The organism is Halolamina pelagica, assembly GCF_001307315.1.
GTDB lineage: Archaea > Halobacteriota > Halobacteria > Halobacteriales > Haloferacaceae > Halolamina > Halolamina pelagica_B.
The window spans coordinates 2,360,179-2,385,587 of sequence record NZ_LGUC01000001.1 but is presented as its reverse complement, the minus strand read 5'-3'; the positions used below and the strand labels follow the sequence as shown (position 1 = coordinate 2,385,587).

Here is a 25,409-nt window from a genome sequence, read left to right as displayed (position 1 = left end):
CAGCACCGCCCATGGAACGGACGCTCGCCGACCGTGTGCGGGAGGTGTTGGCCGTCGACGCCGACGGGTTCGCTCAGCAGGCCGCACAGGACGCCGAGGTCGTCAAGTCGCTGCTGCGGGATGGAGCGTTCGACAACCACCGGTCGGTGGTCGGGCTCGAGTACGAGTTCTACGCCGCCGCCGACGGCCGGTGGGCCGACGAGGAGGCCACCGACTGCACGCTGATGCGGGTGCCCCGGCGGCTGTTCGACCTGATCGACTTCGAGAAGGAGCTGGGGCTGCACAACGCCGAGATGACCACCAGCCCCCAGCCGTTCAACGGCTACGGGATGGCCGCCCAGGCGGCGGAGGTGCGCTCACACCTGCAGAACGCCCGCGACTGCACGAAGGCGGAGGGGATGCGGCTGGTGAGCGACGGCATCTGGACGATCCCGCCCGCCGGCGAGACCGCTCGTGAGTACCTCTCCGACAGCGTCGTCGACGACGGCGTCCGGGTCGCCGTGAACATGAGCGACGCCGTGCGCTACCACGCGATGTCCAACCGGATCGACCCGCCGATGACCGTCGACGCGCCCCACGTCGATCTCGAGGCCGACACGGTGATGCCCGAGAGCCTGATCACGTCGATCCAGCCCCACTACCAGATGAGCCGCGCGACCGACCTGCCGCGACACCACACGTACGCGCTCCGGATCGCCGGGCCGCTGCTCGCGCTGGGGGTCAACGCCCCCTTCTTCCCGCCGGATCTCTACGCCGACGGCGTCGACGCCGGGACCATCCTCGAGGACGCGTACATGGAGCACCGCATCGCGGTGTTCGAGTCAGTGCTCAACGCCGGCGACGCCGAGAAGGTGACGTTCCCCCGGGATCTCGGGACCGTCGAGCAGGCGGTCGACCGTATCGCGGGCGACGACGTGGTGGTGCCGATGCCCGTCGAGGGGGACGGCGATCGCTTCGACGATCAGTTCCCCACGTTCCGGGCCAAACACGGCACGTACTGGCGCTGGGTCCGCCCCGTCTTCGGCGGGGCGACGCGGTCTGCCGCCAACGCCCGCATCGAGTTCCGCCCGCTGCCGGGCCAACCGACCGTCTCCGACACGGTGGCGTTTCTCGCCGCCTTCGCCGGCCTGATGGAGCAGCTTCCGCGCCAGGGCCACCCCGTCGACGAACTCGACTGGGCCGAGGCCGAGTCGAACTTCTACGCGGCGATGCGGGAGGGGCTGGACGCCGACCTGCGCTGGATCACGAGCGACGGCGAGCGCACGACCGACATCGACGAGCTCTACGACGACCTGCTCGGGCACGCGAGCGCGGGGCTGCAGGCCGCGGGCTGTTCGGAAGCCGCGGCCGAGGAGTATCTCGCCCCGCTGCGGTACCGCGTCGACGAGCGCGTCACGCCGGCCTCGTGGAAAGTCGACCGCGTCCGCTCGCGCGTGGCCGACGGGGAGTCCTTCGCCGACGCGGTGACCGCGACCAAACGCGAGTACGTCCACGAACAGGGGGCGACCCTGCTACAGGGGACGTTCGCGGACTGGGACTGACGCCCCCGCCGCGCTCGACGGGGCCGGGGCTGTTCGGTGGTGAAAAACGGAGAACGGCGGGCGATCGCTGCCGTTACAACAGGGCGTCGATGTCCTTCTCTCTCGTCACGTCGACGCCTTCGTCGGTGACGACGGCGATGTTGATCCCGTTGCCGGAGGCGGTGTCGCGCTCCATCGCGCTCTTGATACACTTCGTGACGAGGTTCTTCGCCGCCTCGACGCCCATGTCGTCCTCGAACTCCTGTTCGAGCACACCGAGGGCGAACTGGGAGCCGGAGCCGGAGACGGCGTAGTCCTCTTCGGTCGTCCCGCCGAGGGGTCGAGGGAGTAGACGTGTGCGCCGGTGTCGTCGACGCCGCCGAGGATGGGCGAGACGATGTAGAACCCGCCCGAGCGGAGGAGGTTCCCCGTCAGCGTGGAGAGCGCCTGCATCGACATCTGCTTGCTCCGGCGGACCTCGAACAGGTTCGACTCGGCTTTCAGCGTCTCGATGAGCGACTGGGCGGCCGAGACCGACCCCGCGATGGTGAGCGCGCCCGTGGGGTGGATCTGCTCTACCTTCTGGACGTCCTTGCTGGAGACCATGTTGCCCATGCTGGCGCGCATGTCCGTCGCGAGCACGACGGCGTCGCCGGCGTTGACGCCGACGGTGGTCGTCCCGGTCTTCATCCCTTCGTCGGTCGCCGCCTGCGACCGGCGCTCGTCGGCGTTGGGGAACTCGCCGAGTTCGGGGCCGAAGACGTCGGACTGGTCGCCGCTCAGCGGGTCGAGCCCTGACTGATCAGCAGGTGTTCGCATTGACGAACGCTTGTCGGGGAACGCTGATAAAGCCACCCCTTCGGGGAGAACGGGCCGGCTTCGAAACCCGGGCAGCGCGGCTGGATAGTGCGGTGTGTTCGGAAAACTGGACGCGTTACTCCGTGGTCTCGTACGCGGTCTTGGCGCCGTCGACGGCCCGCCCCAGCGGGAGCGGGACGCCCAGGCGACGGGTGAACATCGCCACCGGAAACAGCACGATTCCCAGCAGGACCGTGAACTGATAGAGTGCAAACAGCGCGCCGCGGCGGATAGTTCGGCTCATCTCCGTGCAGGTCCACATCCCGTCTCGGTATAAGTACTTGTCGGGAGGGGTGGCCGACCCACCCCGACGCAGTCTTGCGTTTCTAACACGGTTGTGTTCGGCACAAGCTGAGTGGTGAAACTGATAAAGACGGCCGATAACGTGCGGGGCTGACGGGCTCTATCGCTGTAAGTTATGAGTAGGCGCTGTCGGGGGTGCGCGACCAGCTTCGACGGCGCGTGGACGCCCCCAGCCTCCGTGACGGGGAACCGAGACGCTGCCGTCGACGGGGAGTACGTCCGCTCCGGCCGCTGCCCGGGCGCCGTTGGGGAAACCCTGAAACCGGCGCTCGGCGTAGGGGGCGCCATGAGCGAGTCAGACTGGACCGACGCCATCGTCGGCGAGCGGATGGCGGTCGATCAGCAGTTCGCCGCGGAGGTGCGGGACTCCCCGTTCACCAACCAGGAGTGGGGGCTGATCATGACCGCGGCGGAGTTCGAGATCGTTGACGCCGACGACGCCGAGAACGCCCGGATCGTCCCGGACACCGCCAAAGTCGCGGGCATCATGCCCGAGGTGGAGAAGATGGAGGGAGCGATGGGCGGCGGCCCCGGCGCAGCGGGCGGGGCAGGCGGCGACGACGGCGGGATGTTCTCGTCGGTCAAAGAGAGCCTCGGGCTCGGCGGCGGCGACGGCGGCAGCGACCGCATGGACGACGCCGAGGAACTGCTCGAGCGCTACGCCGAGATGCTGCAGGACCACCTGATCGAGAAAGGTCGCTGGGAGCAGGTCCGTATCGCGTACCAGGAGTAAAACGCGCAGGTTCCGCCGTTAGCTGTTGGCGATCTCGGCGTCGTCGAGCGGGAAGTCGACGTCGACCTCCTCGCGGCGCTCCTCGACCATCGTCAGTTCGAGTGTCTGCCCGCAGTCCGGACAGGGAACGACGACGTCGATGCGGAAGGACTCGTCCGAACCGTAGATGTCGGTAATCGCGGCGTCGCTGCGGGTCAGATACTCGCCGTCGAGTTCGTGGCTACAGGCCATACACCACTGTTGTGCGGCCACCCGTTTTAGTACACCGGCCGAACTCCGGGACGGCCCGACTCCTTTTTTACCGTCTCGCGCGCAAGCGTGGCTATGAGCGATTTCGGCCTCGATCTCACCCGTGCGGAGGAAGAACTCGACGACGACACGGCCGGCGAGGTCGTCCTGGGAGTGCTGGACGGCTCGACCGACGCCGCGGAGTGGATCGACGCCGTCCGGTCGGGCGACGTGCTCGTCCTCGCCGTCGAGGGCGACCTGAACAGGCTGGCGGCCGGGTTCGCCCGGGAGATCCGTGAGCGCGGGGGCTCGCTCACCCACTTCCGGGGCTTTCTCGTCGTGACGCCCGAAGGCGTCGATATCGACACTGACAGGCTGTGAACGCGGCCCGGCGAAGCGTTATCCCTGACCGGATCCTTTGTCGAGGTATGCCGACGTACACCCGGCGCACCCGCGTCGACGCGCCGCTGTCGGAGGTCTGGGAGTTCCACTCGCGAGTCGACGGACTGGAGGCGCTCACGCCCGGGTTCATGAACCTCGAGGTGGAGGCGGTCCGCGGGCCGGACGGCGAGCCGGATCCGGACGTGCTGGAGGCGGGCAGCGAGATCGATATGGCGATGCGCCCGTTCGGCGTCGCCCCGCGCCAGCGCTGGACCTCCGTCATCACCGACCGCGAAGCGGGCGACGGCGTCGCGTGGTTCCGCGACGAGATGCGCGACGGCCCGTTCCCGCGCTGGCGACACACCCACCGGTTCCGCGCCCACGGCGACGAGACCGTCGTCGAGGACCGGCTCGTCTACCAGCTCCCGCTCGGCGGGCTGGGGAAGGCGCTGGGGCCGCTGGGGTTGTCGGCTTCGAGCCGATGTTCCGCTACCGCCACCGGCGGACGAAGGCGCTGCTGGAGTAGTCAGACCGCCGTCGGCAGCAGCGCGGTCACGAACACCACCACGAGCCAGCCGGCGGCGTTCCACCACGGGACACCGTACAGGCGCGGCCCGGGAATCATCTTCGCGTACGCCCACGCGCCCGCGGCGACCGCGCGAGGCTCGACTATCGCGTCCGCAAGCGTCGCCAGTACCGCTGCCGTCCCCGCGACAGCGAGCGGGCCGTCGACGATCAGCGACGCGGCCCGGACGGCGAGATACACCACCGCGGGCCAGGCGAGCAGGATCGAGACGGGCACCCCGACGAGCTGCGGCCGGAGATAGTGGCTGAACAGTCCGGCCCGGATCGCCGGGGCCTCGGCGGCGAACGCGACCACGACGCCGCCGGCGAACAGCGCCGCGGTCTCGGGGAGCGGCCACGTCAGCAGTGCGTGGCCGAGAGTAAGGAGGAACAGGCCGAGTTGGCTGGCGACGTAGCGCCGTGCCGTCTCGGCGTCGATTGGGCGCTCGGGGCGGCGTCGAACCGGGTGGCGTTAGTCATGGTCTCGAGCCGCCGCGGTGATGTAGATGCCGAGCAGGACGACGGCGCCGCCGGCGATCGTCGTCGGCGTCGGGATCTCGCCCGGGAGCAGCAGCAGCGCGAGGACGGTGCTCCCCACGGGTTCGCCCAGCAGGCTGACCGAGACGACGCCGGATTCGACGTGCGCCAGCGCCCAGTTGATCACCGTGTGGCCGAAGATCCCCGGGCCGAGCGCCATCCCGAGGAACAGCAGCCACTCCCGGCGGGGGTAGTCGACCAGCGGCGCGCTCTGGGCTACGGCGATCGCGAGCAGCACGGCCGCACAGGCGAGGTACACCACGACGACGTAGGGGACGAGCGAGACGCGCTGTCGGAGCGAGCGCCCGGCGAGTACGTACGCCGCGGCGGCGACGGCGCCGACGAGCGCGAGCGCGTTGCCGAACATCCCCGTGCCGGCGAGCGCGTCAGCGGTCCCGACGCCCAGCAGCGCCAGCAGGGGGTCGCCGAGCGACATCGCGGCGGCGCCGAACAGCGCGACGAAGATGCCGGCGAGCATCCGGCGGGTCAGGCGCTCCTCGAGCAGCGCCCACGCGCCGACGGCCACGAACAGCGGCTGCGTCTGGACCAGCGTGACGCTGGCGGCGACGGAGGTGTGATTCAGACTCTCGAACCACGCGGCGAAATGCAGCGCGAGCGCGACGCCGGTGAGCCCCGCGATCCCCAGATCCCGGAGCTGCATCCGGCGGAAATCACCCCGGTAGCGACCGAGCGCCCACGGGAGCAGGAGCGCGGTGGTGAACACCACCCGGTAGAACGCCTTGACGACGCTGGGCGCGCTCGACCAGCGGACCAGGATCGCGCTGGTGCTGACGGCGAGCACGGCGACGGCGAGGCCGGCCATCGGCGGCACGCGCTCCTCGAGAGCGGCGAGTGACACGGGGAACGCTCCCCACTCCGCGTGCTTACCGGTTTCGAAGCCGGGGATCGTGTGGGCGTGCCGGCGGGCGATACCGACCCACGTACCGGAGCCAAGAGACAATCCTTAAGTCCGAACCAGGTCCTACGTACGAGTGCCCGCCCTTAGCTCAGACTGGTAGAGCAGCCGACTGTAGATCGGCTTGCCCCCGTTCAAATCGGGGAGGGCGGACTTCTCTCGAAGCCGATACGGAGCCGAGCACTCGCCAGCGGCGCGACTACGAGTCCGGATCGGTCCACGGGTCGTCGGCGTCCGTCGGCTCTAGTGCACGTTCGATGTCGCCCTCGTCGAACTCCGTCGACGACAGCACCATCGCCAGTCGCTGCCAGCGGGCGCTGAGGTCGCTCTCGCCCTCGGGTCCGACGCGGGCGCCGTGGGTTTTGAAGAACGCCGTCCCGCGGTCGCGGCGCGACCCCTCGCCCGTGTGGCCGTCGAAGACGGCGTCGAAGCGGCCCTCGGGCTCGAGGTCGCCGACTGGGAAGTCGTGGCTCGGCTCCGCGTCGCGTTCGCGGGCCTCGGCCCGGTGCTCCGCGACGGCGCCGAAGTACTCGTCGGCGTTGGCGGCCTCGCGTGACGACTGCGCGCGGGCACACGCGAGCGCCGCGTGGACGGCACAGAGGCGGCCGCGCCACTCGTCGGGCTCCCAGCGCTCGGTCGCCAACTCCTCGTAGCGCGCCACCTGGGTGGCGACGGCCTGGCCGGCTCGGAGATCCTCGACGACGTAGAGGTTCAGCCGTTCCCAGAGGTTCCACCCGAACCCCGAGCGTGCGAGCTCCCAGGCGGCCCACGCCGCGACCTCCTCGTCGGACCGGCGGACCGCCTTCTGGAGCAGGCTCGAGACGACGTACCGGCTGAAGCCGCCGTCGGTTTGGTCAGGCTCCTTCTCCTCGCCGAAGTCGTCCTCGCCGGTGGCCTCCGGGGGCCGGTCCGTCTCCAGTGTGCCGTCGGTGCCGAACGTCGCCTGGCGGTCGTCGCTCATGTGTCGGCCGCCGGCGCGCGGCGTCTAAACGCTCCCGATACGGCGGGCTGTCGGGCGAACGGCCGCTGGCTACTCCGACGCGGCGTCATCGCTCGGTTCCGCCTCGTCGGTGCTGGCTTCCAGTTCATCACTGCTCGCCTCCACCTCATCATCGCCCGCTTCCGCTTCGTTATTGCCTGTCTCCGCCTCTGCGTCGCCAGCGTCCGGCTCGTCGGCGCCGACGACGGTCTCGTGGACGCGGACGCCTTTCTCCGCGAGGTGGCGCATCTGCTTGCGGGCGAACTCCTCCTCGCGGGTGCCGTGTGTCGCGAGCACGACCACCTCCGCTCGCCCGACCGGGCGCATCGTGCGGCCCGCGCGTTGGGCGCCCTGCCGGCGTGAGCCGCCGAGGCCGGAGGCGACGACGGCGAGCTCGGCGTTCGGGAGGTCGATCCCCTCGTCGCCGACGCGGGAGACGACCAGCGCATCACGCTCGCCCGTGCGGAACGACTCGAACAGGCGCTCACGGCGGTGGTGGGGTGTCTCCCCGGAGACGAACGCGGCGTCGAGTTCGTCGGCGATCGCCTCGCCTTGGTCGAGGTAGTCGACGAAAACCAGCGCCTTCCCGTCGTGGTCGGCCAGCAGCTTCCGGGTCTCCTCGACCTTCCGGGGGTTGGAGCCCGCGAGGACGTGGCGCTCGCGGCCCTGGGCGCTCGCCCACTCGTTTTCGGCCATGTCGTCGTCCCACGGGAGGTAGCGGAGTTCGACCTCGGGTTCGGCGACGAAGCCGGCGTCGAACAGCGCCGACCAGTCGGTCCCGAGCGGCGGGCCGATCAGCGTGTAGATGTCGGTCTCGTCGTCGCTCTCCCGAACCGGCGTCGCCGTCAGGCCCAGTCGGTGTTTGCTCTGGAGGGCGGCGGACTGGCGGAACACGGGTGCGGGGACGTGGTGGGCCTCGTCGAACACGATCAGCCCCCACTCCCGCTCGTCGAACAGCCGCCGGTGGCGATCCATCCCGGCGATCTGGTAGGTGGCGATGGTGATCGGGCGGAGCTGCTTCTGACCGCCGTGGTACTCGCCAACGTGCTCGGGGTCGACGGTGGTGTGTCGGGCGATCTCTTCGCGCCACTGTCCCGCGAGCTCCCGGGACGGGACGAGGATCAGCGTCTCGCCGCCGACCTCGGCGAGTGCGCCCAGCGCGGCGACGGTCTTGCCGGACCCGGGTGGGCCGACGAGGACGCCGGCCTGCTTCTCGAGGAAGCTGTCGACCCAGGACTGCTGGTACTCCCGGAGCTCCGTGGTGAGGTCGGCGTCGATGGGGTCGCCGCGTTCGAGGTCTCGGTCGTCGACGACGGGGTAGCCTGCCTCGTACAGCGTGCGCTTGATCCCCGCGATGGCGTCCTCGTTGACCCACGCCTCGGTGTCGGAGATGGGGGCCCGGATCGCGTCGTCGTCGAGCTTCTCCATCGCGACGTTGCCCATGAGGTCGTCGGTGGCTGCGGTCAGGACGGTGTAGCCGTCCTCGTGGGTGTCGAGGCGGAAGCGGTTGGCCCGCTTCCACTGGCTCTCGACCCACTCCTCCAACCCCTCGTAGCGTCGGGGAAAGATTCCCCGCATCGTGAGGATCAGGTCGGCGACGCCGTCGAAGGGCGCGGACCACACGTCCTCCGGGCGGATGCGGTAGAGGTAGCCCCGGGTGCCGGGTTCGGTCCCGGTGGTGTCGACGAGGTGGGCGAACTGTGAGAGGCGGGCCTGGGTGTACTGGGTGGGTCGGTCGACGACGATCTCCCGGCGCTCGGGGAAGACGACCACGCGCTCGCGCGAGGCGAGTTCGCCCCACTCGGTCGGGTACCAGACCACGGGGTCGTTCTCCACGTCGACGCGTTCGAGCAGGCCCTGGTCGGCGAGCCGGGTGAGCGCCTCGTCGGCGTCGGCCTGGGACTCCTCGAGGCGGCGGGCGAACTCGTCGGCCGTGAGCAGCGGCCGCCCCTCCGCCTCGACAGCGTCGTAGAACTCCGAGAGCGAGAGATCCGTCATTGGGCGTGGTTGGCGGTCGGCGGGAATACGGCTTGCGACCCGTAACGTCGATGGCCCGTCGACGGTACTCGTGGGGGAAACGCTCTTGCCCTCTCCGTGTAAGCCCTGAACCGATGCTGCTCGTTCGTCAGTGAGCGTCGGTTGGCTGCCGGTCGGTTGCGGGGTGTAGCCTCGCGGCCGTCACGTGGTCGCCGCCCGTTTTCGCTTCCGGAGCGCCCGCTCACTACCGACACTGACGACGATGACGAACGACAATCCCGACACGACATCGACTGCATCGAACGAAACTACTACCCCGGTCGCCGTTCGCGCGGGCTTGCGCGAACACGCGTACGGACTCACGTGCGACCCCGAAACGGCTCTCGCGGCCGACGCCCTCCCGGAGGACCTCCACGACGCGTCGATCGTCGCGCTCGGCGAGGGGACCCACGGTACTCGGGAGTTCTTCCGACTCAAACACCGGCTGCTGCGCTGGCTCGTCACTGCGGCGGGCGTCCGGACGTTCGCGATGGAGGCGAACGCCCCTGAGGCCCGGGCACTCGACGAGTACGTCGTCCACGGCCGAGGTGACCCGGAAGCGGGGCTCGAAGACCTCTACTTCTGGACGTGGCAGACCGAGGAAGTGCTCGCGCTAGTCGAGTGGATTCGGGCGTTCAACGAGGGGCGCCCCCTCGACGACCGCGTGCGGTTCCGCGGGTTCGACGCCCAGTACACACAGGGCGCCGTCGATGCGCTCCTGGACCACTTCGCTGCCGGCGAACTCCACCCCGAGGTCGCGGACGATCTCGAACTGGTCGGCGACGACGGTACTCGACCCGTGGCGGACGATCGAGTCCGGGAACGTATCGCCGCCGTGGAGAGGGTAAACCCCCGACTGCGCGAGACGCTCGGGAGCGACGAAGCGGACGATCGTGCCCGTCACTGGGTTCGAGTGATCGAACGGGCGACCGAGTACAAACGGCGACTCCTCGACTGGGAGGCAGCAGACAACGACAGCGACGCCGAGGCGGCGGCGATGGAAGAAGTCCTCCGGGTTCGTGACCGAGCAATGGCCGGGAACGTCGAGTGGATCGAGCATCGAACGGACGCTCCCGTGGTCCTCTGGGCGCACGACGCCCACAGCAACCGCGACCGACACGCGTACCGGCGGTACGCGGTGGCTGCGCCGTCGATGGGCAGTCACCTCGCCGAACGGTACGGTGACGACTACTACGCGGTCGGGTTCGCGTTCGCTCGCGGGTCGTTCCAGGCGATCGACCGGACCGGTGAGGGACGCGGGCTCACGTCGTTTACCCTGCGCGATCCGCGTCCGGGGACCGTCGAGTCCGCGCTTGACGACGCCGGTGTCGGGACCTCGATCCTCGATCTTCGTGCCGGGACGGCGGACTCCCGGCTGAGGGATTGGCTCGGGGCGGACCGAGAACGGTTCTCGGTCGGCGCGACCTACGACGGGAACCCGGAGAACTACGTGACGGAGTACGCCTTCGGCGAGGCGTTCGATGCGCTCTGTTTCGTCGAAGAGACCACACGCGCACGGCCGCTCTCCAACTAGCGCGAACAGCGCGCGCGATCGAGTTCGCCCTTCGAGCGGAAGCGGCCGTGACAGTCGACACAGCGCAGGTGGCCGTCGCCGGGGTCGGTGACCAGGTGGTGGCCGCGGACGTAGAACGGACGGGGCACGTCGCGCGGGCGGATGTGCTCGGGGACGTGTTCGTCGGAGCGCTCCGAGAGCGTGCTGCGGAGGCGGATCGTCTCGATGTCGGTCCGGTCCCAGCGCTCGGACGCCTCGGCGGCGCCGATGTCGTCGATCTCCGTCCAGGCCGTGACGACGACTGGGGAGGCGGTCTCGGTGTCACAGACGACCACCACGAATCGGACGCCGTCCTCGACGCCGGCGAACCGCCAGCCGTCGGTGGTGTTCCAACGGAGCTGTCCCTCGCGGATCGCGGCGTCGATGCCGTCGAGGGTGACGTAGCGTCCGCCCTGGGCGAGCCGCTCGCGGACGTGATCGGTCAGCGAGTACTGCCCCGGGTTCCGAACCGGCGGGTCCTCCGGTCGCCGCCGGACCGCCTCGGGGGCCGTCGAGTGCTCGGCCGTGCGGTGCTGCGTGTCTGGGCCCGGGGCGCCCCGGCCGTCCGGGCCGTGGTCACGGGATGCCACTATCGCCGCGTTTGCGCCGGAGGGTTATGCCTCTTGTGCCGGTGTGTGGGCGAAAAACGGGTCGGAAGAAGCGTGCTCGACGGTTCAGCTGAGGAGGCCGAGCCCCTCGATCCGCTCGACGATCTGCTCGACGGCCTCCTGTGCGTCCTCGGTGCGCTTCCCGCCCGTGATGACGATCTTCCCGGAGCCGAACAGGAGGATCACCACGTCGGGCTCGTCCATGCGGTAGACGAGTCCCGGGAACTGCTCGGGCTCGTACTCCACGTCTTCGAGTCCGAGACCGATCGCGAGCGCGTTGAGGTTGAGGTTGTGCCCCAGGTCCGCGCTCGAGACGATGTTCTGGACGGTGATCTCGGGATCGTCCTCGACCGGGATCGTGAGGTCACGGAGCTTCTCGAAGATGATGCCCAGCGCCTCGTGGACGTCGTCGATGCTCTTCGCGCCCGTGCACACGATCTTCCCCGATCGGAAGATCAGTGCGGCCGCCTTCGGACTCTGTGTCCGGTAGACGAGGCCGGGGAAGTTGTCTGGGTTGAAGTCGGCGCCCGGGAGGTCTTCGGCCAACGCTTCGAGGTCGAGCTCCTGCCCGATACCCGTCGATGCCACCACGTTCTGGATCTCGATTGAGTCTGCCGGCGAACTCATCGTTCAGCCTTTAATGCTCACCCAGCCATTATAAAGGGTTCCCTTATATACTGTTCCGCCGCCGATAGTGTCGAATCGTCGATAGTGTGAACGCAAACCGCACGACAACGCGACCCAGGACGCGTTCGAAACATCAGGGTTAAGTAGTACACACCCATCGAATGGAATGCGAAGAACGCGCCGCGGCCTGGGATGAACCAGGACGGTGCGTGGCCCCGAATCGCTTCCGATGGGTTTATACCCAGCCGGGAGAAATACTCGGGTCCGAAGAAAGATGAGGACGCCGCCCCCGTGGTCCGCCACAGGACGGCTTCTGATGTGAGCCTTGGTAGTTCGGTGTCCCCCGGTTCGGCCGGCGGGCAGCGAACGGTAACCGATACGCAAGACCAGATGGTAACGATCACGTACTGTGATCCGACCCGCCACCCACGTGCAGACGCACGTACACATTCCGGTTGATCCTGCCGGAGGTCATTGCTATCGGGGTCCGATTTAGCCATGCTAGTTGTGCGGGTTTAGACCCGCGGCGTATAGCTCAGTAACACGTGGCCAAACTACCCTACAGACAGGAACAACCTCGGGAAACTGAGGCTAACACCTGATACGCGTTGACTGTTTGAACACGTCGACGCTCAAACGCTCCGGCGCTGTAGGATGTGGCTGCGGCCGATTAGGTAGACGGTGGGGTAACGGCCCACCGTGCCGATAATCGGTACGGGTTGTGAGAGCAAGAGCCCGGAGACGGAATCTGAGACAAGATTCCGGGCCCTACGGGGCGCAGCAGGCGCGAAACCTTTACACTGCACGCCAGTGCGATAAGGGGACCCCGAGTGAAAGGGCATATCGCCCTTTCTTTTCTGAACCGTAGGGAGGTTCAGGAACAAGAGCTGGGCAAGACCGGTGCCAGCCGCCGCGGTAATACCGGCAGCTCAAGTGATGACCGATTTTATTGGGCCTAAAGCGTCCGTAGCTGGCCGAGCAAGTTCGTCGGGAAATCCACCCGCTTAACGGGTGGGCGTCCGGCGAAAACTGTTCGGCTTGGGACAGGAAGGCTCGAGGGGTACGTTCGGGGTAGGAGTGAAATCCCGTAATCCTGAACGGACCACCGATGGCGAAAGCACCTCGAGAGGACTGATCCGACAGTGAGGGACGAAAGCTGGGGTCTCGAACCGGATTAGATACCCGGGTAGTCCCAGCCGTAAACGATGTTCGCTAGGTGTGACACTCACTACGAGTGAGTGTTGTGCCGCAGGGAAGCCGCTAAGCGAACCGCCTGGGAAGTACGTCCGCAAGGATGAAACTTAAAGGAATTGGCGGGGGAGCACTACAACCGGAGGAGCCTGCGGTTTAATTGGACTCAACGCCGGTAACCTTACCAGCCCCGACTACGGTGATGACGGTCAGGTTGATGACCTCACCACGATGCCGTAGAGAGGTGGTGCATGGCCGCCGTCAGCTCGTACCGTGAGGCGTCCTGTTAAGTCAGGCAACGAGCGAGACCCGCACTCTTAATTGCCAGCATGTCCCTTGAGGATGATGGGTACATTAGGAGGACTGCCGCCGCCAAGGCGGAGGAAGGAACGGGCAACGGTAGGTCAGTATGCCCCGAATGGGCTGGGCAACACGCGGGCTACAATGGCCGAGACAATGGGTTCCAACCCCGAGAGGGAGCGGTAATCTCAGAAACTCGGTCGTAGTTCGGATTGCGGACTGCAACTCGTCCGCATGAAGCTGGATTCGGTAGTAATCGCATTCCAGGAGAGTGCGGTGAATACGTCCCTGCTCCTTGCACACACCGCCCGTCAAAGCACCCGAGTGGGGTCCGGATGAGGCCTGTTCAACAGGTCGAATCTGGGCTCCGCAAGGGGGCTTAAGTCGTAACAAGGTAGCCGTAGGGGAATCTGCGGCTGGATCACCTCCACAGACCGGGATCTGCCTCGGGCAGACCCACCTTTCGCGTTCGGTGCCACCGGTTCGACCGGGCACCTTAGAACTACCAAGGCTCCATAGGGCTCGTAGCTCAGTGGGAGAGTGCCTCCTTTGCAAGGAGGATGCCCGGGGTTCGAATCCCCGCGAGTCCATGTCGGATAGAAGGAAACCGGACGGCTTATACGCCCGACGAGAGTACGATGGAATCCAGACCGACCGATGCACCAGACCGCGAGAGCGCGTCTGGGAAGGGTCCGACGTACGCTCCCGTGACACCCACGGGACGTGCAATGACGACCGTGTGTAAGCGTAGTCCAGGCACCCACTGGACCCGTTCAACGGGTTGCAGTGGAACGACGATTACCGACAGACGGCTACTATGCCGGCTGATGGATTGCTCGGCTCGAGTGCCGAAGACGGACGTGCCAAGCTGCGATAAGCCTCAGGGAGCTGCATGGAAGCTAAGAACTGAGGATCTCCGAATGGGAATCCCTCTACAATTGCTTTGCGCAATAGGGAACGTCCTGAATTGAAACATCTTAGTAAGGACAGGAAGAGAAAGCAACTGCGATGTCGTAAGTAACCGCGAGTGAACGCGATACAGCCCAAACCGAATCCGCAAGGAAATGTGGTGTACGGGCTGGCTACCAGCACTCGACAAACTACGAGAAGTCTCTTGGAACAGAGCACGAAACAGGGCGACAGTCCCGTACCGTAGTTCAGTAGAGTGTGCGCCAGACCCAGAGTAGCGGGGGTTGGATATCCCTCGTGAATGTCGCGGGCATCGACCGCGAAGGCTAAACACTCCTCGAGACCGATAGCGAACAAGTAGCGTGAGCGAACGCTGAAAAGCACCCCGAGAAGGGCGGTGCAATAGGGCATGAAACCAGTCGGCGATAGAGCGACGGGGCTTGAAAGGCCTCTTTCAAAACGATCGAAGCGCGAGCTTCCAGTAGGACGAAAGAGGAGCCGAAGTTCCGTCGTACGTTTTGAAAAACGAACTAGGGAGTGTATCTCTTTGGCGAGTCTAACCTGATTATCAGGGAAGGCGCAGGGAAACCGATAGGGGCGCAGCATTGCCAGGCCCACCGTGTTCAAGCGCGGGGAGTCGAAGGGATACGACCCGGAACCGAGTGATCTACTCTGGAGCAGGGTGAAGCGTGGCGAAAGCCACGTGGAGGCCCGTTAGGGTTGGTGTCCTACAATACCCTCCCGTGACTCGAGAGTAGGGGTGAAAGGCCCATCGAACTCGGCAACAGCTGGTTCCAACCGAAACATGTCGAAGCATGACCTCATCCGAGGTAGTTTGCGCGGTAGAGCGACCGATTGAGAGACCCGCCTCCGAGAGGAGTCGGCCTCTCTGTCGAACTCCGAACGTGCAAACGCCGTGGACGATGGGAGTCCGGTGCCCGGGGTAAGCTTGGGTACCATGAGGGGAACAACCCAGAGCTGGGTTAAGGTCCCAAAGTGTGGATTAAGTGCGATTTGAAGGTTGTCTCGAGCCCTAAACAGCCGGGAGGTGAGCTTAGAAGCAGCTACCCTCCAAGAAAAGCGTAACAGCTTACCGGCCGAGGTTCGAGGCGCCGAAAATGATCGGGGCTCAAATCCACCACCGAGACCTAGCGGCGCTGGTAACACAGCGACCCAGTAGGTTGGCATTCTGGACGGATGGAAGCACGGGTGAGAACTCGCGTGGACCGTCTAGTAACGAAAATCCTAGTCATAGTAGCAGCGAAAGTCGGGTGTGAACCCCGACGGCCAGAAGAGTAAGGGTTCCTTGGCACTGTCAATCAGCCAAGGGTTAGTCGATCCTAAGGTCCCTCGTAACTCGCAGGGATCGAAAGGGCAGCTGGTTAATATTCCAGCACCATCGTGCAGTGAAACCGACGCTTCCGGAACCATCGAGCCGGGCTTTCGCCCGGTCGAATCGAGGAAGCTCGTGGACGCCGTAACGGCAAGAAGCGAGCGAAACTCGAGATAGTGTAAGTCGATGTTACCAGGAGCCCGTGAAAAGGGAGCACGATGTCCGTACCGAGATCCGACACAGGTACTCTGCCAGCGCAAGGCACGGCCTGTCGGGAGAACCGACGTTAGGGAATTCGGCAAGTTAGTTCCGTACGTTCGCAATAAGGAATGCCTGCCCCAGGCGGGGCAGGTCGCAGTGTCTTGGGCGCTCCGACTGTCTAGTAACAACACAGGTGACCGCAAATCCGCAAGGACTCGTACGGTCACTGAATCCTGCCCAGTGCGGGTATCTGAACACCTCGTACAAGAGGACGAAGGACCCGTCAACGGCGGGGGTAACTATGACCCTCTTAAGGTAGCGTAGTACCTTGCCGCTTCAGTAGCGGCTTGCATGAATGGATCAACGAGAGCGCCACTGTCCCAACGTTGGACCCGGTGAACTGTACGTTCCAGTGCGGAGTCTGGAGACCCCCAAGGGGAAGCGAAGACCCTATAGAGCTTTACTGCAGGCTGTCGCTGAGACGTGGTCGCTAATGTGCAGCATAGGTAGGAGGCGTTACACAGGTACCCGCGCTAGCGGGCCACCGAGCCATCAGTGAAATACTACCCGTTAGTGACTGCGACTCTCACTCCTGGCGGAGGACACCGGTAGCCGGGCAGTTTGACTGGGGCGGTACGCGCTCGAAAAGATATCGAGCGCGCCCCAAGATTTCCTCACTCGGGTCGGGAACCCGAGGAAGAGCGCAAGAGCAAACGGAAGTCTGACAGTGTCATTCCCAACGAGTGACGCTGACGCGAAAGCGTGGTTTAGCGAACCAACCATGGTCCTTGATGGGCCAGGTTGCTGACAGAAAAGCTACCTTAGGGATAACAGAGTCGTCACGCGCAAGAGCACATATCGACCGCGTGGCTTGCTACCTCGATGTCGGTTCCCTCCATCCTGCCCGTGCAGAAGCGGGCAAGGGTGAGGTTGTTCGCCTATTAAAGGAGGTCGTGAGCTGGGTTTAGACCGTCGTGAGACAGGTCGGCTGCTATCTATTGGGGTGTTATGGTACTTGACGAGAACGATCGTATAGTACGAGAGGAACTACGATTGGATGCCACTGGTGTACCGGTTGTTCGAGAGAGCATTGCCGGGCAGCCACGCATCACGGGGTAAGAGCTGAACGCATCTAAGCTCGAAACCCACTCGGAAACGAAGTACCGTTGAGGACACTCGTAGAAGAGGAGTTAGATAGACTCGGGATGTACGCGCCAAGGCAACGAGGCGTTGAGTCCGCGAGCACTAACAGTCCGAAGCCATCATTCATCCGGTAATCTCTCTGCACTGCACCCGTTTTACGGGTCCAGGTGCGAACTGGACTACGCTTACATTACGTCGTGGACCCGACCGAGCTTGGTATGATCGCGGTTCGATTCCGCGACTCGGCGTGAGACGGCCAGAGTGGTGAGGTAACACCCGTACCCATCCCGAACACGGAAGTTAAGCTCACCTACGTGTGAGCGAGTACTGGCGTGGGCGACCCGCTGGGAAAGTTGACTCGCCGTCTCTTTCATTCATTGCGGTCATTTCGTGTTGACGAGCGGGACGCTTCGCGTTCGTCCACACTCCATTCATCGACGTTTGAGTCGATGAGCTGGTAGCTTCTCGCTCGTCGCCCCCGATTTCGACACGTCACGGGGATGTGCTATCTACCGCGACCCGTATTTTTATACCCAATCAGTCGTTGTAATCGACATGATGCCCGACGACGCGTCACACGTACTCACCCTGGGCGTCGATCGGGCGATGCACACGCTCCGCGAGCGCGCGGCCGGCCAGAACGTGCTCGCAGTACTCACCGATTCGACGGCCGACGAGTGGCATCGCCGCTGGCAACGATCCGGCGGCACCGCCGAACAGATCGGCCTGATCGAGTGTTTCGACCTGACGCGTGGTGCGGCCGCCACGCAGACGACCGTCGTCTCCGACGACCTCGCCGTCGCGACGATCGAGCGGCCGATCGACCCGGACCAGCTCCGGTCGGTGCTCGAGCGATTTCTCGACGGGTGGGAGCAGAGTCCGCGCGGAACAGTCGTCTATCTCGAATCGCTCGCTGCCCTCACCGGCGATACCGACCGCGACACCGTCGACGCACTGCTCGGATCCCTCAGCGACCGCACCGAGCAGGGTGGCGTCGTCGCTGCGGGGGGCAACTGCGCTGCACGCGATATCGCCGTGTTCGGCGACACGCTCGGGGAAACCGCGGGACAGCCCTCGTTCGACACCGACGCACCGACCGCCGTTCGCCGGCTTCGCACGACCGACCCGACGACGTTCGGCTACTTCCGGAGCTACTGGCGGGAGGCGATCGACATCCTCGATGGAGCCGACCGGTCGTACGTCCAGGCGGGACAGCTCGCCGACGAGACGGAGCTCTCCGCGCGCATGCTGGGGGCGACGCTGTCGGCACTGGCAGAACTGGACGCACTCGCCCTCCGGGCGGACACCAACGGCCCGAACCGGTACGACTGCCGGAACTACGACCCCGAACGCGCCGCTGAGTTGGGTCTCGCGGTCGAATCCCTCCCCGAGTAACTACGGCGCGGCGAGCGAACTGTCGACGACGGTGCCGTCCGGCCGGAGCGTCACCGTTCCGAGCATCGCCGTCTCTCCTGGGTCGGTCGAGGCCGCCACCGCTCGCAGCGTCTCCTCGCGATCGAGTCGATCCCAGAGCACCGCCTCAACCATCTCCTGAAACGACTCGGGGTCGGTCCAGCCCGAGTCGATCTCCGAGGGAACCCGGACGACGACGCGCAGTTCCGTCTCCGTCACCCCGATGCCCACGCCGAACGTGTCGCCCGCGTCAGCAGTCGCGGCTGCCTCGTCGCTCATACCCACCGTCAGTGACGAGCCGGCAAATTCTCTCCGGCTCGTCCGTGTGTGATGTTCACAGTCGGTGACGGTCCCGATGGAGGCGCTTTTGTCCGCCAGCCACATCGGCCGTTGCAATGAGCTATCGCATCGGCCTCGTCGGCAAGCCCTCTGTGGGGAAGTCGACGCTGTTCAACGCGGCGACGATGAACGACGTGCCCGAGGGCGCGTACCCGTTCACCACGATCGACCCGAGCGTCGGCGAGGCGTACGTGCGGGTGGACTGTGCGGCGCCGGAGTTCGACGAGACGTGCACCCCCAGCGTCGGGTACTGCGACGACGGCACCCGGTTCGTTCCGGTGAAGCTCGTCGACGTGGCGGGGTTGATCCCCGGTGCCCACGAGGGGAAAGGGCTGGGAAACCAGTTCCTCGCCGACCTCAACGAGACGGACGTGCTGGTCCACGTCGTCGACTTCTCGGGGAGACCGACATCGAGGGGGAGGCGACCGAGAACCACGACCCACGTGAGGACATCGCGTTCCTCGAGAACGAGATCGACATGTGGTATCTCGACGTGCTGGAGAAGGGGATCGAGCGCCACCTATCGGGTTACCACGGCGGCGACGGCGACGTGGAGGAGGCACTCGGCGAGCAGATGGACGCCTTCGGCATCGTCGCCGAGGAGATCAAGCAGATCATCCTCGGGCAGGGGATCGGCTTCGACCCCGAGGCGTGGGACGAGGACGAGCGCGAGGAGCTCGCCTGCGAGATCCGCAAGCGCACCAAACCGATCGTCATCGCGGCGAACAAGATGGACACCCCGCGGCACAGGAGAACTGGGCGGCGATCACCGGCGAGGCCCAGTACGACCACCTCGACTTCGTCCCCGTGAGTGCCCACGCGGAGAAGTCGCTCAAGAACGCCAGCGAGGGCGGGATCGTCGACTACACGCCCGGCGAGGACGACTTCGAGATCGTCGGCGACGTGAGCCCCGAACAGGAACAGGGGCTCGAACAGATCCGCGAGTTCGTCGCCGCCTACGGCGGCACCGGCGTCCAGAAAACGCTCGAAACGGCACTGTTCGACACGCTCGGCTGTATGGGCGTGTTCCCCGGCAGTGCCAACGGCTCGAAAGACGAGAAAGGCGTGTTCCGGGACTGCTTCATCCTCCCTGCCGGCGGCACCGTCGAGGACTTCGCGTACACCATCCACTCCGACGTGGGCGACGGGCTACTCCACGGCATCGACTGCCGGTCGGGCCGCCAGGTCGGTGCCGACCACGAACTCGACCACCGCGACGTGATCGAAATCGTCACCACCGGCTGACCGCTGGCTACTTTTCGTCGCCGCCCCTTCGTCGACGCGTGCAAGTCGAGTGTAAACTGTTCGGGCCGTTCCGCGACGACGCCGGCGTGGAAGACGTCGGCGGCGAGTACGATCCGGGAACGACCGTGGGGGAGATTCTGCGCGAACTGGAGGCGGCGTACCCGAGTCTCGCGGGGCGGATCGTCGACGAGGAGGCGGACGAGACCGCGGGGTCGACGGTGGTGACGATCAACGAGAAGAACGTGACACATCTCGACGGGCTCGCGACCGAACTCAGTGAGGGCGACACGGTTCGGATCGTCCCCTCGGTGTACGGCGGGTAAGTGAGAGAAACAGTCGAAGTGGTCGTGAGCGAAGCGGCCCTCAGTCGTCCGCGGGCGCGACCGAGTCGACGCTCGCGTCCGGGACGGTGCCGTCGTCGTTCCAGCCGCGGGCCTCGTAGTACTCCTGGACGGCCTCGGCGAGATCCGGGATCTCGTAGGGGAGGTTGTCGTCGGCCACGTCCTTCCCGCGTTTGTTGTTGAAGTGGCGCTCGCGCTCGACGGTCCGGGCACCGACTTCCTGCAGCTCCTCGTAGTCGGCGTCGAGTAGCGTCTCCAGTCGCTCGTCGGTGAGGTAGTCGCCGCCGAAGGCACAGACGACGCCCGAGTCCCGGACGACGTTGTGGTTCTCCAGCCCCACGAGCGTCTCGGCTTTGCCGAGCGTCCCTTCGGGGTCGACCTCGCCCGAGTACTCCAGGCCGAGCATCCCGCCGTACATGTGGTCGGCGCCGCGGTTCGCGACGGCGTAGGAGAGCCCCTGGCCGTGGAGCGTGCGGCCGTCGTGGGCGGCGAACTCCATCCCCTTGACGGTGTAGTTGTCGACGCCGAGCTCCTCGTGGGCGCGGGCGGTCCCCTCCGCGAGGGTGTCGCCGATCCCCTCGCGGTAGGCGATCTTCTCGAGCGTCTCGTGGACTAGCTCCGCGTCGCCGAAGGCGTCCTCGCTCTTGAGGTAGGCCGCGACGGTGACGCCCGCGGAGATGGTGTCCATCCCGAGCTCGTCACACAGCTCGTTCGAGATCATCACGTCGACGATGTCGTCGACGCCCTGGCAGGTGCCGAAGGAGTACACCGTCTCGAACTCCGGCCCTTCGGTCTCGACGCCGCGTTCCTCGTCCTTCGTGGGGAGCTTGCAGGCGTAGGCGCACTGCGAGCAGGCGCCTTTCTTGTACTTCTTCTCCTCGACGGCGTTGCCGCCGATGTTCTCGATGCTCTCGAACTCGTAGTCGTCGAAGTATCGCGTCGGGATCGAGAAGTTGTCGTTGATGAACTCCGTGTTCCCCGTCGTCCCCTGGCGCCGCATCAGGTCGTCGCTGGTCGCGGCCTCGCGGTGCACGTCCGAGGCCGGCGGGTCGGCGATCTCGATCTCGGGCGCGGAGTCGCCCTCGAACGTGACGCACTTGACGTTCTTGCTCCCCAGGATGGCGCCGATACCGCCGCGGCCGAACGCCCGGGAGTCGAACGTCATCACCGACGCGAAGCGCACGAGGTTCTCCCCCGCTGGCCCGATCGTGATGCAGTTCTCCGGGCCGAGATCGTGGTGGGTCTCCATGTACGCGGAGACGCGACTCGTCTCGGCGCCCTCGAGCTCGGGACCTCCTCGAACTGGACTTCCGGCCCCTCGGGGCCGTCGGTGACGTGGACCGCGAGCAGTTCGTCGCTCTCGCCGACGAGTTCGAGCACCGAGAGCCCCGCGCCGGCGAAGTTCCGGGAGAGATACCCGCCGGCGTTCGTGGAGACGAGCCCGTCGGTCAGCGGCGACAGGCCGGTCATGTTCATCCGGCCGGTGAACGACATGTTGCTCATCTGCATCGGTCCCGTCGAGAGGTACGCGCGGTTCTCCGGGCCGAACGGGTCGGCGTCGAACGGGATACGGTCGTGGGCTAATGCGGTCGCCGTCGCGCGGCCGCCGATGGTGCGCGCGAGCACGTCGTCGATGTCGACGGCGTCGGCGCTGCGGTCGCCGACGTCGACGGAGAGCATCGGTCCCTCTGCGTGAAGCATACTCAGACTGTGTGTGTGGCCAGCCTTATGCCTGTCTCTCGACCACACTATCTCCGGACCCTCCGCGACGCCGATTCGGGGCCGCGCCCACCCCGTCGCGATTCGCCTGACAGGTCGGTGTGTTGTCGACTTCTCGCTCGCGCGCGCGTGAGCGTTCGAAACCACTAAGGTCAGAGCGAAGCGAGTACCCTGTATCAAGGCCGCCGATGATACCTGATTCCACAGCCGCATCCGTGCTCCAGAGCGGGCTCGTTCCCCAAGGCACACGGGTGCAAGTGTTCAGCGAGATCTACTGGGTGTTCCTCGGGCTCGGAACCCTCGTAGGAGCCGTCGTGATCGGCTACATGTTGTACAATGCGTACAAATACAGCTACCAGGGCGGTGTCGACGAAGAGGACCGCCCAAAGCTCGGCGAGGTCCCGACCGGCGGGGGAAAGGCAAGAAGCTGTTCCTCTCGCTGGGTCTGAGCGCGATCATCGTCATCTCGCTCATCGCGTGGACCTACGGCACGCTGCTGTTCGTCGAGGGGCAGACGGGCGAGCAGGGCGTCAACGTCGAGGTCGAGGGGTACCAGTTCGGCTGGAACTTCCACTACCTCGACGACGGCGGTGACTACACGGGGGTGAACACGACCAACACGCTCCGTGTCCCCGTGGACACGCAAGTGAACTTACGGGTGACCTCGGCCGACGTGTTCCACAACTTCGGCATCCCGGAGCTCAAGGTGAAGACGGACGCGATTCCGGGTGAGACGACCGATACGTGGTTCAAGGCGTCCGACACTGGCAACTACTCGGCCCACTGTTACGAGCTATGTGGCCAGGGTCACTCCTACATGGACGCGGACATCATCGTGATGGATCAGGAGGCGTACCAGGACTGGTACGACTCCCAGAGCGCGTCCGCGAACAACGATACCGCCGCCAACGTCGCGGCGGCGGGGGTGTAACGCATGACTGACGACAACCAACCACGAACGGACGGCGGCACGGCGACGGCACTGCCGGGTGACAGCCACGACGACGACCACCTGCCGCCACGGTGGTCGCTGAAGCGCTGGCTCGTCACGACCAACCACAAGGACGTGGGGCTTCTGTACCTCGCGACCGCGATGTTCTTCCTCGTCTTCGGCGGGGTGCTTGCGTTGCTGATCCGCGCCCAGATGTGGAGCCCGCGGGCGCCGGGGACGGGCGTCCTCTCCGCGATGGCGTACAACCAGGCCGTCTCGCTGCACGGCCTGATCATGGTGTTCTGGTTCATCTCACCGTTCGCAACAGGCTTCGCGAACTACATCGTCCCGCTGCAGATCGGGGCCGAGGACCTGGCGTTCCCGCGGCTGAACGCGCTGTCCTACTGGCTCTACCTCGCTTCGGGGATCCTGGTGTTCGCGTCGTTCTTCCTGGGTAGCTCCTACGCGGGCGGCTGGACGCTGTACGCCCCGCTGAACATTCCGGCGTTCATGCCGAGTATCGGGGCGACGACGACGGTGTTCGCCATCGTCGTGTTCTGTGCCTCGGTCACTGTCGGTGGCGTGAACTTCATCACGACGATCCACCGCATGCGGGCGCCCGGGCTGACGATGCGCTCGCTCCCGCTGTTCACGTGGTCGTGGCTGCTGACCGTCTGGATGATGCTGCTCGCCTTCGCGGCGCTGCTGGCGGCAGTCATGATCCTGCTCTCGGACCGCATGCTCGGGACGACCTACTTCGCGGCGACGACCGCGGGCGGGTCGGTGCTGTGGACCCACCTGTTCTGGTTCTTCGGTCACCCCGAGGTGTACATCGTGTTCTTCCCCGCGCTGGGCGCGATGGCGGAGATCTTCCAGACGTTCTCGGGTAACCGGATCGTCGGCCGCAAGTGGTTCATCGTCTCGATGGTGCTGGTGGCGCTCCAGAGCTTCATCGTCTGGATGCACCACATGTTCCTCACCTCGATCAACCTCGAGGTGAAGACGCTGTTCATGGCGACCACCATCGGGATCTCGCTCCCGTTCGACCTGATGGTGTTCGCGCTGATCTACACCCTGATCAAGGGACGGATCAGGTGGGACACGCCGATGCTGTACGCCTTCGGCGCGCTCGTGCTGTTCATCGTCGGCGGCATCACCGGTGTGTTCCTCGGTGCGGTCGTGCTCGACTACGAGTTCCGCGGCACCTACTGGGTCGTCGCGCACTTCCACTACGTGATGGTCTCGGGGGCGACGGGGCTGGTCGCAGCCCTGTTCTACTGGTTCCCGAAGATGACCGGGAAAACGTACGACGAGTTCCTCGGGAAGCTGAGCTTCGCGGTGTACTTCACCGGGTTCAACATGCTGTACTTCCCGCTGTTCCTCGCGTGGGGGACGCCCCGGCGCGTGTTCGCCTACCGGCCGGAGTACGTCGGCTGGCACCGACTCGCCTCCGTGGGCGCGGTGATCCTCGGGATCGCGTTCCTGCTGATCATCTACAACCTCGGGAAGAGCATCGTCACCGGCGACGACGCCGCGGCGAACCCGTGGCCGTACTCGACGACGGCGGAGTGGGCAGTCGCCTCGCCGCCGCCGATCGATAACTTCCCCGGCAAGCCGAGCTACACGAGCGGGAACCTGGAGTTCCTGGACGACAGCGCGACGGCCGCCGCGGCCGCCGACGGCGGCACGGCCGCCACGGACGGTGGCCACGCGGCACTCGAACCGGGTCACGGTGACGACGTTCACGTCGATCACGCGAGCATCTGGCCCGCGGCGATCGGGCTGTTCACGGTCGTGACCGCGATCGGCCTCTCGGGGCTGCAGGTCGGGAGCTTCCCGGCCGGCCTCGAAGGGCTGTTCTACCAGGGGGCTTCGGTGCTGGGCGTGCTCGGCCTGATCGGCTCTACCACGGCGATGGGCTACGAGAACTTCACGGCCCACGAGGGCGGCCTCGGCGAAGCGTGGCCGTTCGAGGGGGTCGAGAACACGAAGATGGGGATGTGGGTGTTCCTCGCCTCCGACGTGGTGCTGTTCGGGGCGTTCATCGGCGCCGCCATCTTCCTGCGTGTGGCGTACGGCTGGACGCACTGGCATCCGATCCCGCACAACCCGATCCCGGGACTGGTCAACACGTACCTGCTGCTGACCAGTTCGTTCACGGTGATCCTCGCGCTGGTGGCCGCCCAGAAGCGCAGTCGGAAGGGCGTCGTCGCCAGCCTCGGACTGACGTTCCTGCTCGGGCTGGGCTTCCTCGCGAACAAGGCCATCGAGTGGGTCGTCCTGTTCAGCGAGGGCACCGGGCTGGACTCCAGCGTGCGTGCCTCGACGTACTACCTCACGACGGGGCTGCACATGGGCCACGTGATCGCCGGGCTGCTGATCACGGCTTACCTCATCTGGCGGGCCTGGAACGGTGCGTACACGGATGGGAACGACGAGACGCTCGAGTACTTCGGCCTGTACTGGCACTTCGTCGACATCGTGTGGCTGTTCCTGTTCCCGCTGTTCTACATCGTCTAGAC

16 protein-coding genes, 2 tRNA genes, 3 rRNA genes and 5 pseudogenes are annotated in these 25,409 nt (G+C 65.8%); 15 read left to right on the top strand and 11 right to left on the bottom strand.

The window, feature by feature from the left end:
• The first annotated feature begins 11 nt into the window (after positions 1-11).
• Positions 12-1,541 carry a glutamate--cysteine ligase family protein gene (locus SY89_RS12405; protein WP_054584452.1) on the top strand — a complete coding sequence of 510 codons (1,530 nt, stop codon included), beginning with the start codon at positions 12-14 and terminating at the stop codon, positions 1,539-1,541.
• Between the two features lie 73 nt (positions 1,542-1,614).
• Here the strand turns inward: SY89_RS12405 and psmB are convergent.
• Positions 1,615-2,339, bottom strand: a pseudogene (gene psmB / locus SY89_RS12400) (archaeal proteasome endopeptidase complex subunit beta).
• A gap of 115 nt (positions 2,340-2,454) precedes the next feature.
• On the bottom strand, positions 2,455-2,622 hold the full coding sequence (locus SY89_RS17345) for a hypothetical protein (RefSeq protein WP_189319163.1): 168 nt from the start codon (positions 2,620-2,622) through the stop codon (positions 2,455-2,457).
• A 345-nt stretch (positions 2,623-2,967) separates the two neighbouring features.
• Between SY89_RS17345 and SY89_RS12390 the strand changes: the two genes are divergently transcribed.
• Entirely contained in the window at positions 2,968-3,414 is a 447-nt protein-coding gene (locus SY89_RS12390; protein WP_054584723.1) for a DUF5799 family protein, read from the top strand.
• A gap of 18 nt (positions 3,415-3,432) precedes the next feature.
• Here SY89_RS12390 and SY89_RS12385 read toward each other — a convergent pair whose 3' ends face one another.
• A complete protein-coding gene (locus SY89_RS12385; RefSeq protein ID WP_054584450.1) occupies positions 3,433-3,645 on the bottom strand; it encodes a hypothetical protein in 213 nt (70 codons plus the stop codon).
• A gap of 93 nt (positions 3,646-3,738) precedes the next feature.
• On the opposite strand from SY89_RS12385, the gene SY89_RS12380 reads away from it, so the two are divergent.
• Together SY89_RS12380 and SY89_RS12375 are read left to right on the top strand one after the other, a co-directional pair.
• Positions 3,739-4,023, top strand: a complete 285-nt coding sequence (locus SY89_RS12380) for a DUF5779 family protein (protein ID WP_054584449.1) — start codon at positions 3,739-3,741, stop codon at positions 4,021-4,023.
• Between the two features lie 47 nt (positions 4,024-4,070).
• Positions 4,071-4,549, top strand: a pseudogene (locus SY89_RS12375) (SRPBCC family protein).
• Here the strand turns inward: SY89_RS12375 and SY89_RS12370 are convergent.
• Entirely contained in the window at positions 4,550-4,903 is a 354-nt protein-coding gene (locus SY89_RS12370) for a carotenoid biosynthesis protein (RefSeq protein WP_054584448.1), read from the bottom strand. It lies immediately after the preceding pseudogene.
• A gap of 156 nt (positions 4,904-5,059) precedes the next feature.
• On the bottom strand, positions 5,060-5,983 hold the full coding sequence (locus SY89_RS12365) for a DMT family transporter (RefSeq protein WP_394325743.1): 924 nt from the start codon (positions 5,981-5,983) through the stop codon (positions 5,060-5,062).
• A 137-nt stretch (positions 5,984-6,120) separates the two neighbouring features.
• On the opposite strand from SY89_RS12365, the gene SY89_RS12360 reads away from it, so the two are divergent.
• Positions 6,121-6,193, top strand: a tRNA-Tyr gene (locus SY89_RS12360).
• A 46-nt stretch (positions 6,194-6,239) separates the two neighbouring features.
• Here SY89_RS12360 and SY89_RS12355 read toward each other — a convergent pair.
• Positions 6,240-7,001, bottom strand: coding sequence for a hypothetical protein (locus SY89_RS12355; RefSeq protein WP_054584447.1), 762 nt, complete (start codon positions 6,999-7,001; stop codon positions 6,240-6,242).
• 69 nt (positions 7,002-7,070) lie between these two features.
• The gene (locus SY89_RS12350) at positions 7,071-9,017 is read right to left on the bottom strand and encodes a DEAD/DEAH box helicase (RefSeq protein ID WP_054584446.1); all 1,947 of its coding nucleotides are present in this window, start codon (positions 9,015-9,017) and stop codon (positions 7,071-7,073) included.
• 241 nt (positions 9,018-9,258) lie between these two features.
• Between SY89_RS12350 and SY89_RS12345 the strand changes: the two genes are divergently transcribed.
• Positions 9,259-10,569 (top strand): erythromycin esterase family protein, encoded by a 1,311-nt coding sequence (locus tag SY89_RS12345; protein ID WP_054584445.1) that lies wholly within the window; start codon positions 9,259-9,261, stop codon positions 10,567-10,569.
• On the opposite strand, the gene SY89_RS12340 is transcribed toward SY89_RS12345, so the two are convergent.
• Both SY89_RS12340 and SY89_RS12335 read right to left on the bottom strand, forming a co-directional pair.
• On the bottom strand, positions 10,566-11,177 hold the full coding sequence (locus SY89_RS12340; protein ID WP_239685621.1) for a hypothetical protein: 612 nt from the start codon (positions 11,175-11,177) through the stop codon (positions 10,566-10,568). The two genes, SY89_RS12345 and SY89_RS12340, sit on opposite strands and share 4 nt — an antisense overlap.
• An 84-nt stretch (positions 11,178-11,261) precedes the next feature.
• Complete coding sequence (locus SY89_RS12335; protein ID WP_049981576.1) at positions 11,262-11,822, bottom strand: TATA-box-binding protein; 561 nt, start codon at positions 11,820-11,822, stop codon at positions 11,262-11,264.
• 448 nt (positions 11,823-12,270) lie between these two features.
• Here SY89_RS12335 and SY89_RS12330 point away from each other — a divergent pair.
• The 5 genes from SY89_RS12330 to SY89_RS12310 all read left to right on the top strand — a co-directional run bounded on the left by SY89_RS12330 (position 12,271) and on the right by SY89_RS12310 (position 18,294).
• Positions 12,271-13,743: ribosomal RNA gene (locus SY89_RS12330) — 16S ribosomal RNA — on the top strand.
• A gap of 88 nt (positions 13,744-13,831) precedes the next feature.
• Positions 13,832-13,903: transfer RNA gene (locus tag SY89_RS12325), tRNA-Ala, on the top strand.
• Positions 13,904-14,115: 212 nt separating this feature from the next.
• Positions 14,116-17,025: ribosomal RNA gene (locus tag SY89_RS12320) — 23S ribosomal RNA — on the top strand.
• A 122-nt stretch (positions 17,026-17,147) separates the two neighbouring features.
• Positions 17,148-17,269 (top strand): 5S ribosomal RNA (gene rrf, locus SY89_RS12315).
• The 16S, 23S and 5S rRNA genes sit together here with 1 tRNA gene alongside, the layout of an rRNA operon.
• A gap of 185 nt (positions 17,270-17,454) precedes the next feature.
• Complete coding sequence (locus tag SY89_RS12310) at positions 17,455-18,294, top strand: DUF7504 family protein (protein WP_054584444.1); 840 nt, start codon at positions 17,455-17,457, stop codon at positions 18,292-18,294.
• Here SY89_RS12310 and SY89_RS12305 read toward each other — a convergent pair whose 3' ends face one another.
• Positions 18,295-18,591, bottom strand: a complete 297-nt coding sequence (locus SY89_RS12305; RefSeq protein WP_054584443.1) for a hypothetical protein — start codon at positions 18,589-18,591, stop codon at positions 18,295-18,297.
• 116 nt (positions 18,592-18,707) lie between these two features.
• Between SY89_RS12305 and SY89_RS12300 the strand changes: the two are divergent.
• Together SY89_RS12300 and SY89_RS12295 are read left to right on the top strand one after the other, a co-directional pair.
• Positions 18,708-19,896 (top strand): annotated as a pseudogene (locus tag SY89_RS12300) (redox-regulated ATPase YchF).
• Between the two features lie 38 nt (positions 19,897-19,934).
• Positions 19,935-20,219: a ubiquitin-like small modifier protein 1 gene (locus SY89_RS12295; RefSeq protein ID WP_054584442.1), complete on the top strand. Its 285-nt coding sequence runs from the start codon at positions 19,935-19,937 to the stop codon at positions 20,217-20,219.
• A 40-nt stretch (positions 20,220-20,259) separates the two neighbouring features.
• Here the strand turns inward: SY89_RS12295 and SY89_RS12290 are convergent.
• A pseudogene (locus SY89_RS12290) lies at positions 20,260-21,938 on the bottom strand (aldehyde ferredoxin oxidoreductase C-terminal domain-containing protein).
• 206 nt (positions 21,939-22,144) lie between these two features.
• Here SY89_RS12290 and coxB point away from each other — a divergent pair.
• Both coxB and SY89_RS12280 read left to right on the top strand, forming a co-directional pair.
• Positions 22,145-22,887, top strand: a pseudogene (gene coxB, locus SY89_RS12285) (cytochrome c oxidase subunit II).
• Positions 22,888-22,890: 3 nt separating this feature from the next.
• Positions 22,891-25,407, top strand: coding sequence for a cbb3-type cytochrome c oxidase subunit I (locus tag SY89_RS12280; protein WP_054584441.1), 2,517 nt, complete (start codon positions 22,891-22,893; stop codon positions 25,405-25,407).
• Positions 25,408-25,409: the final 2 nt, after the last annotated feature.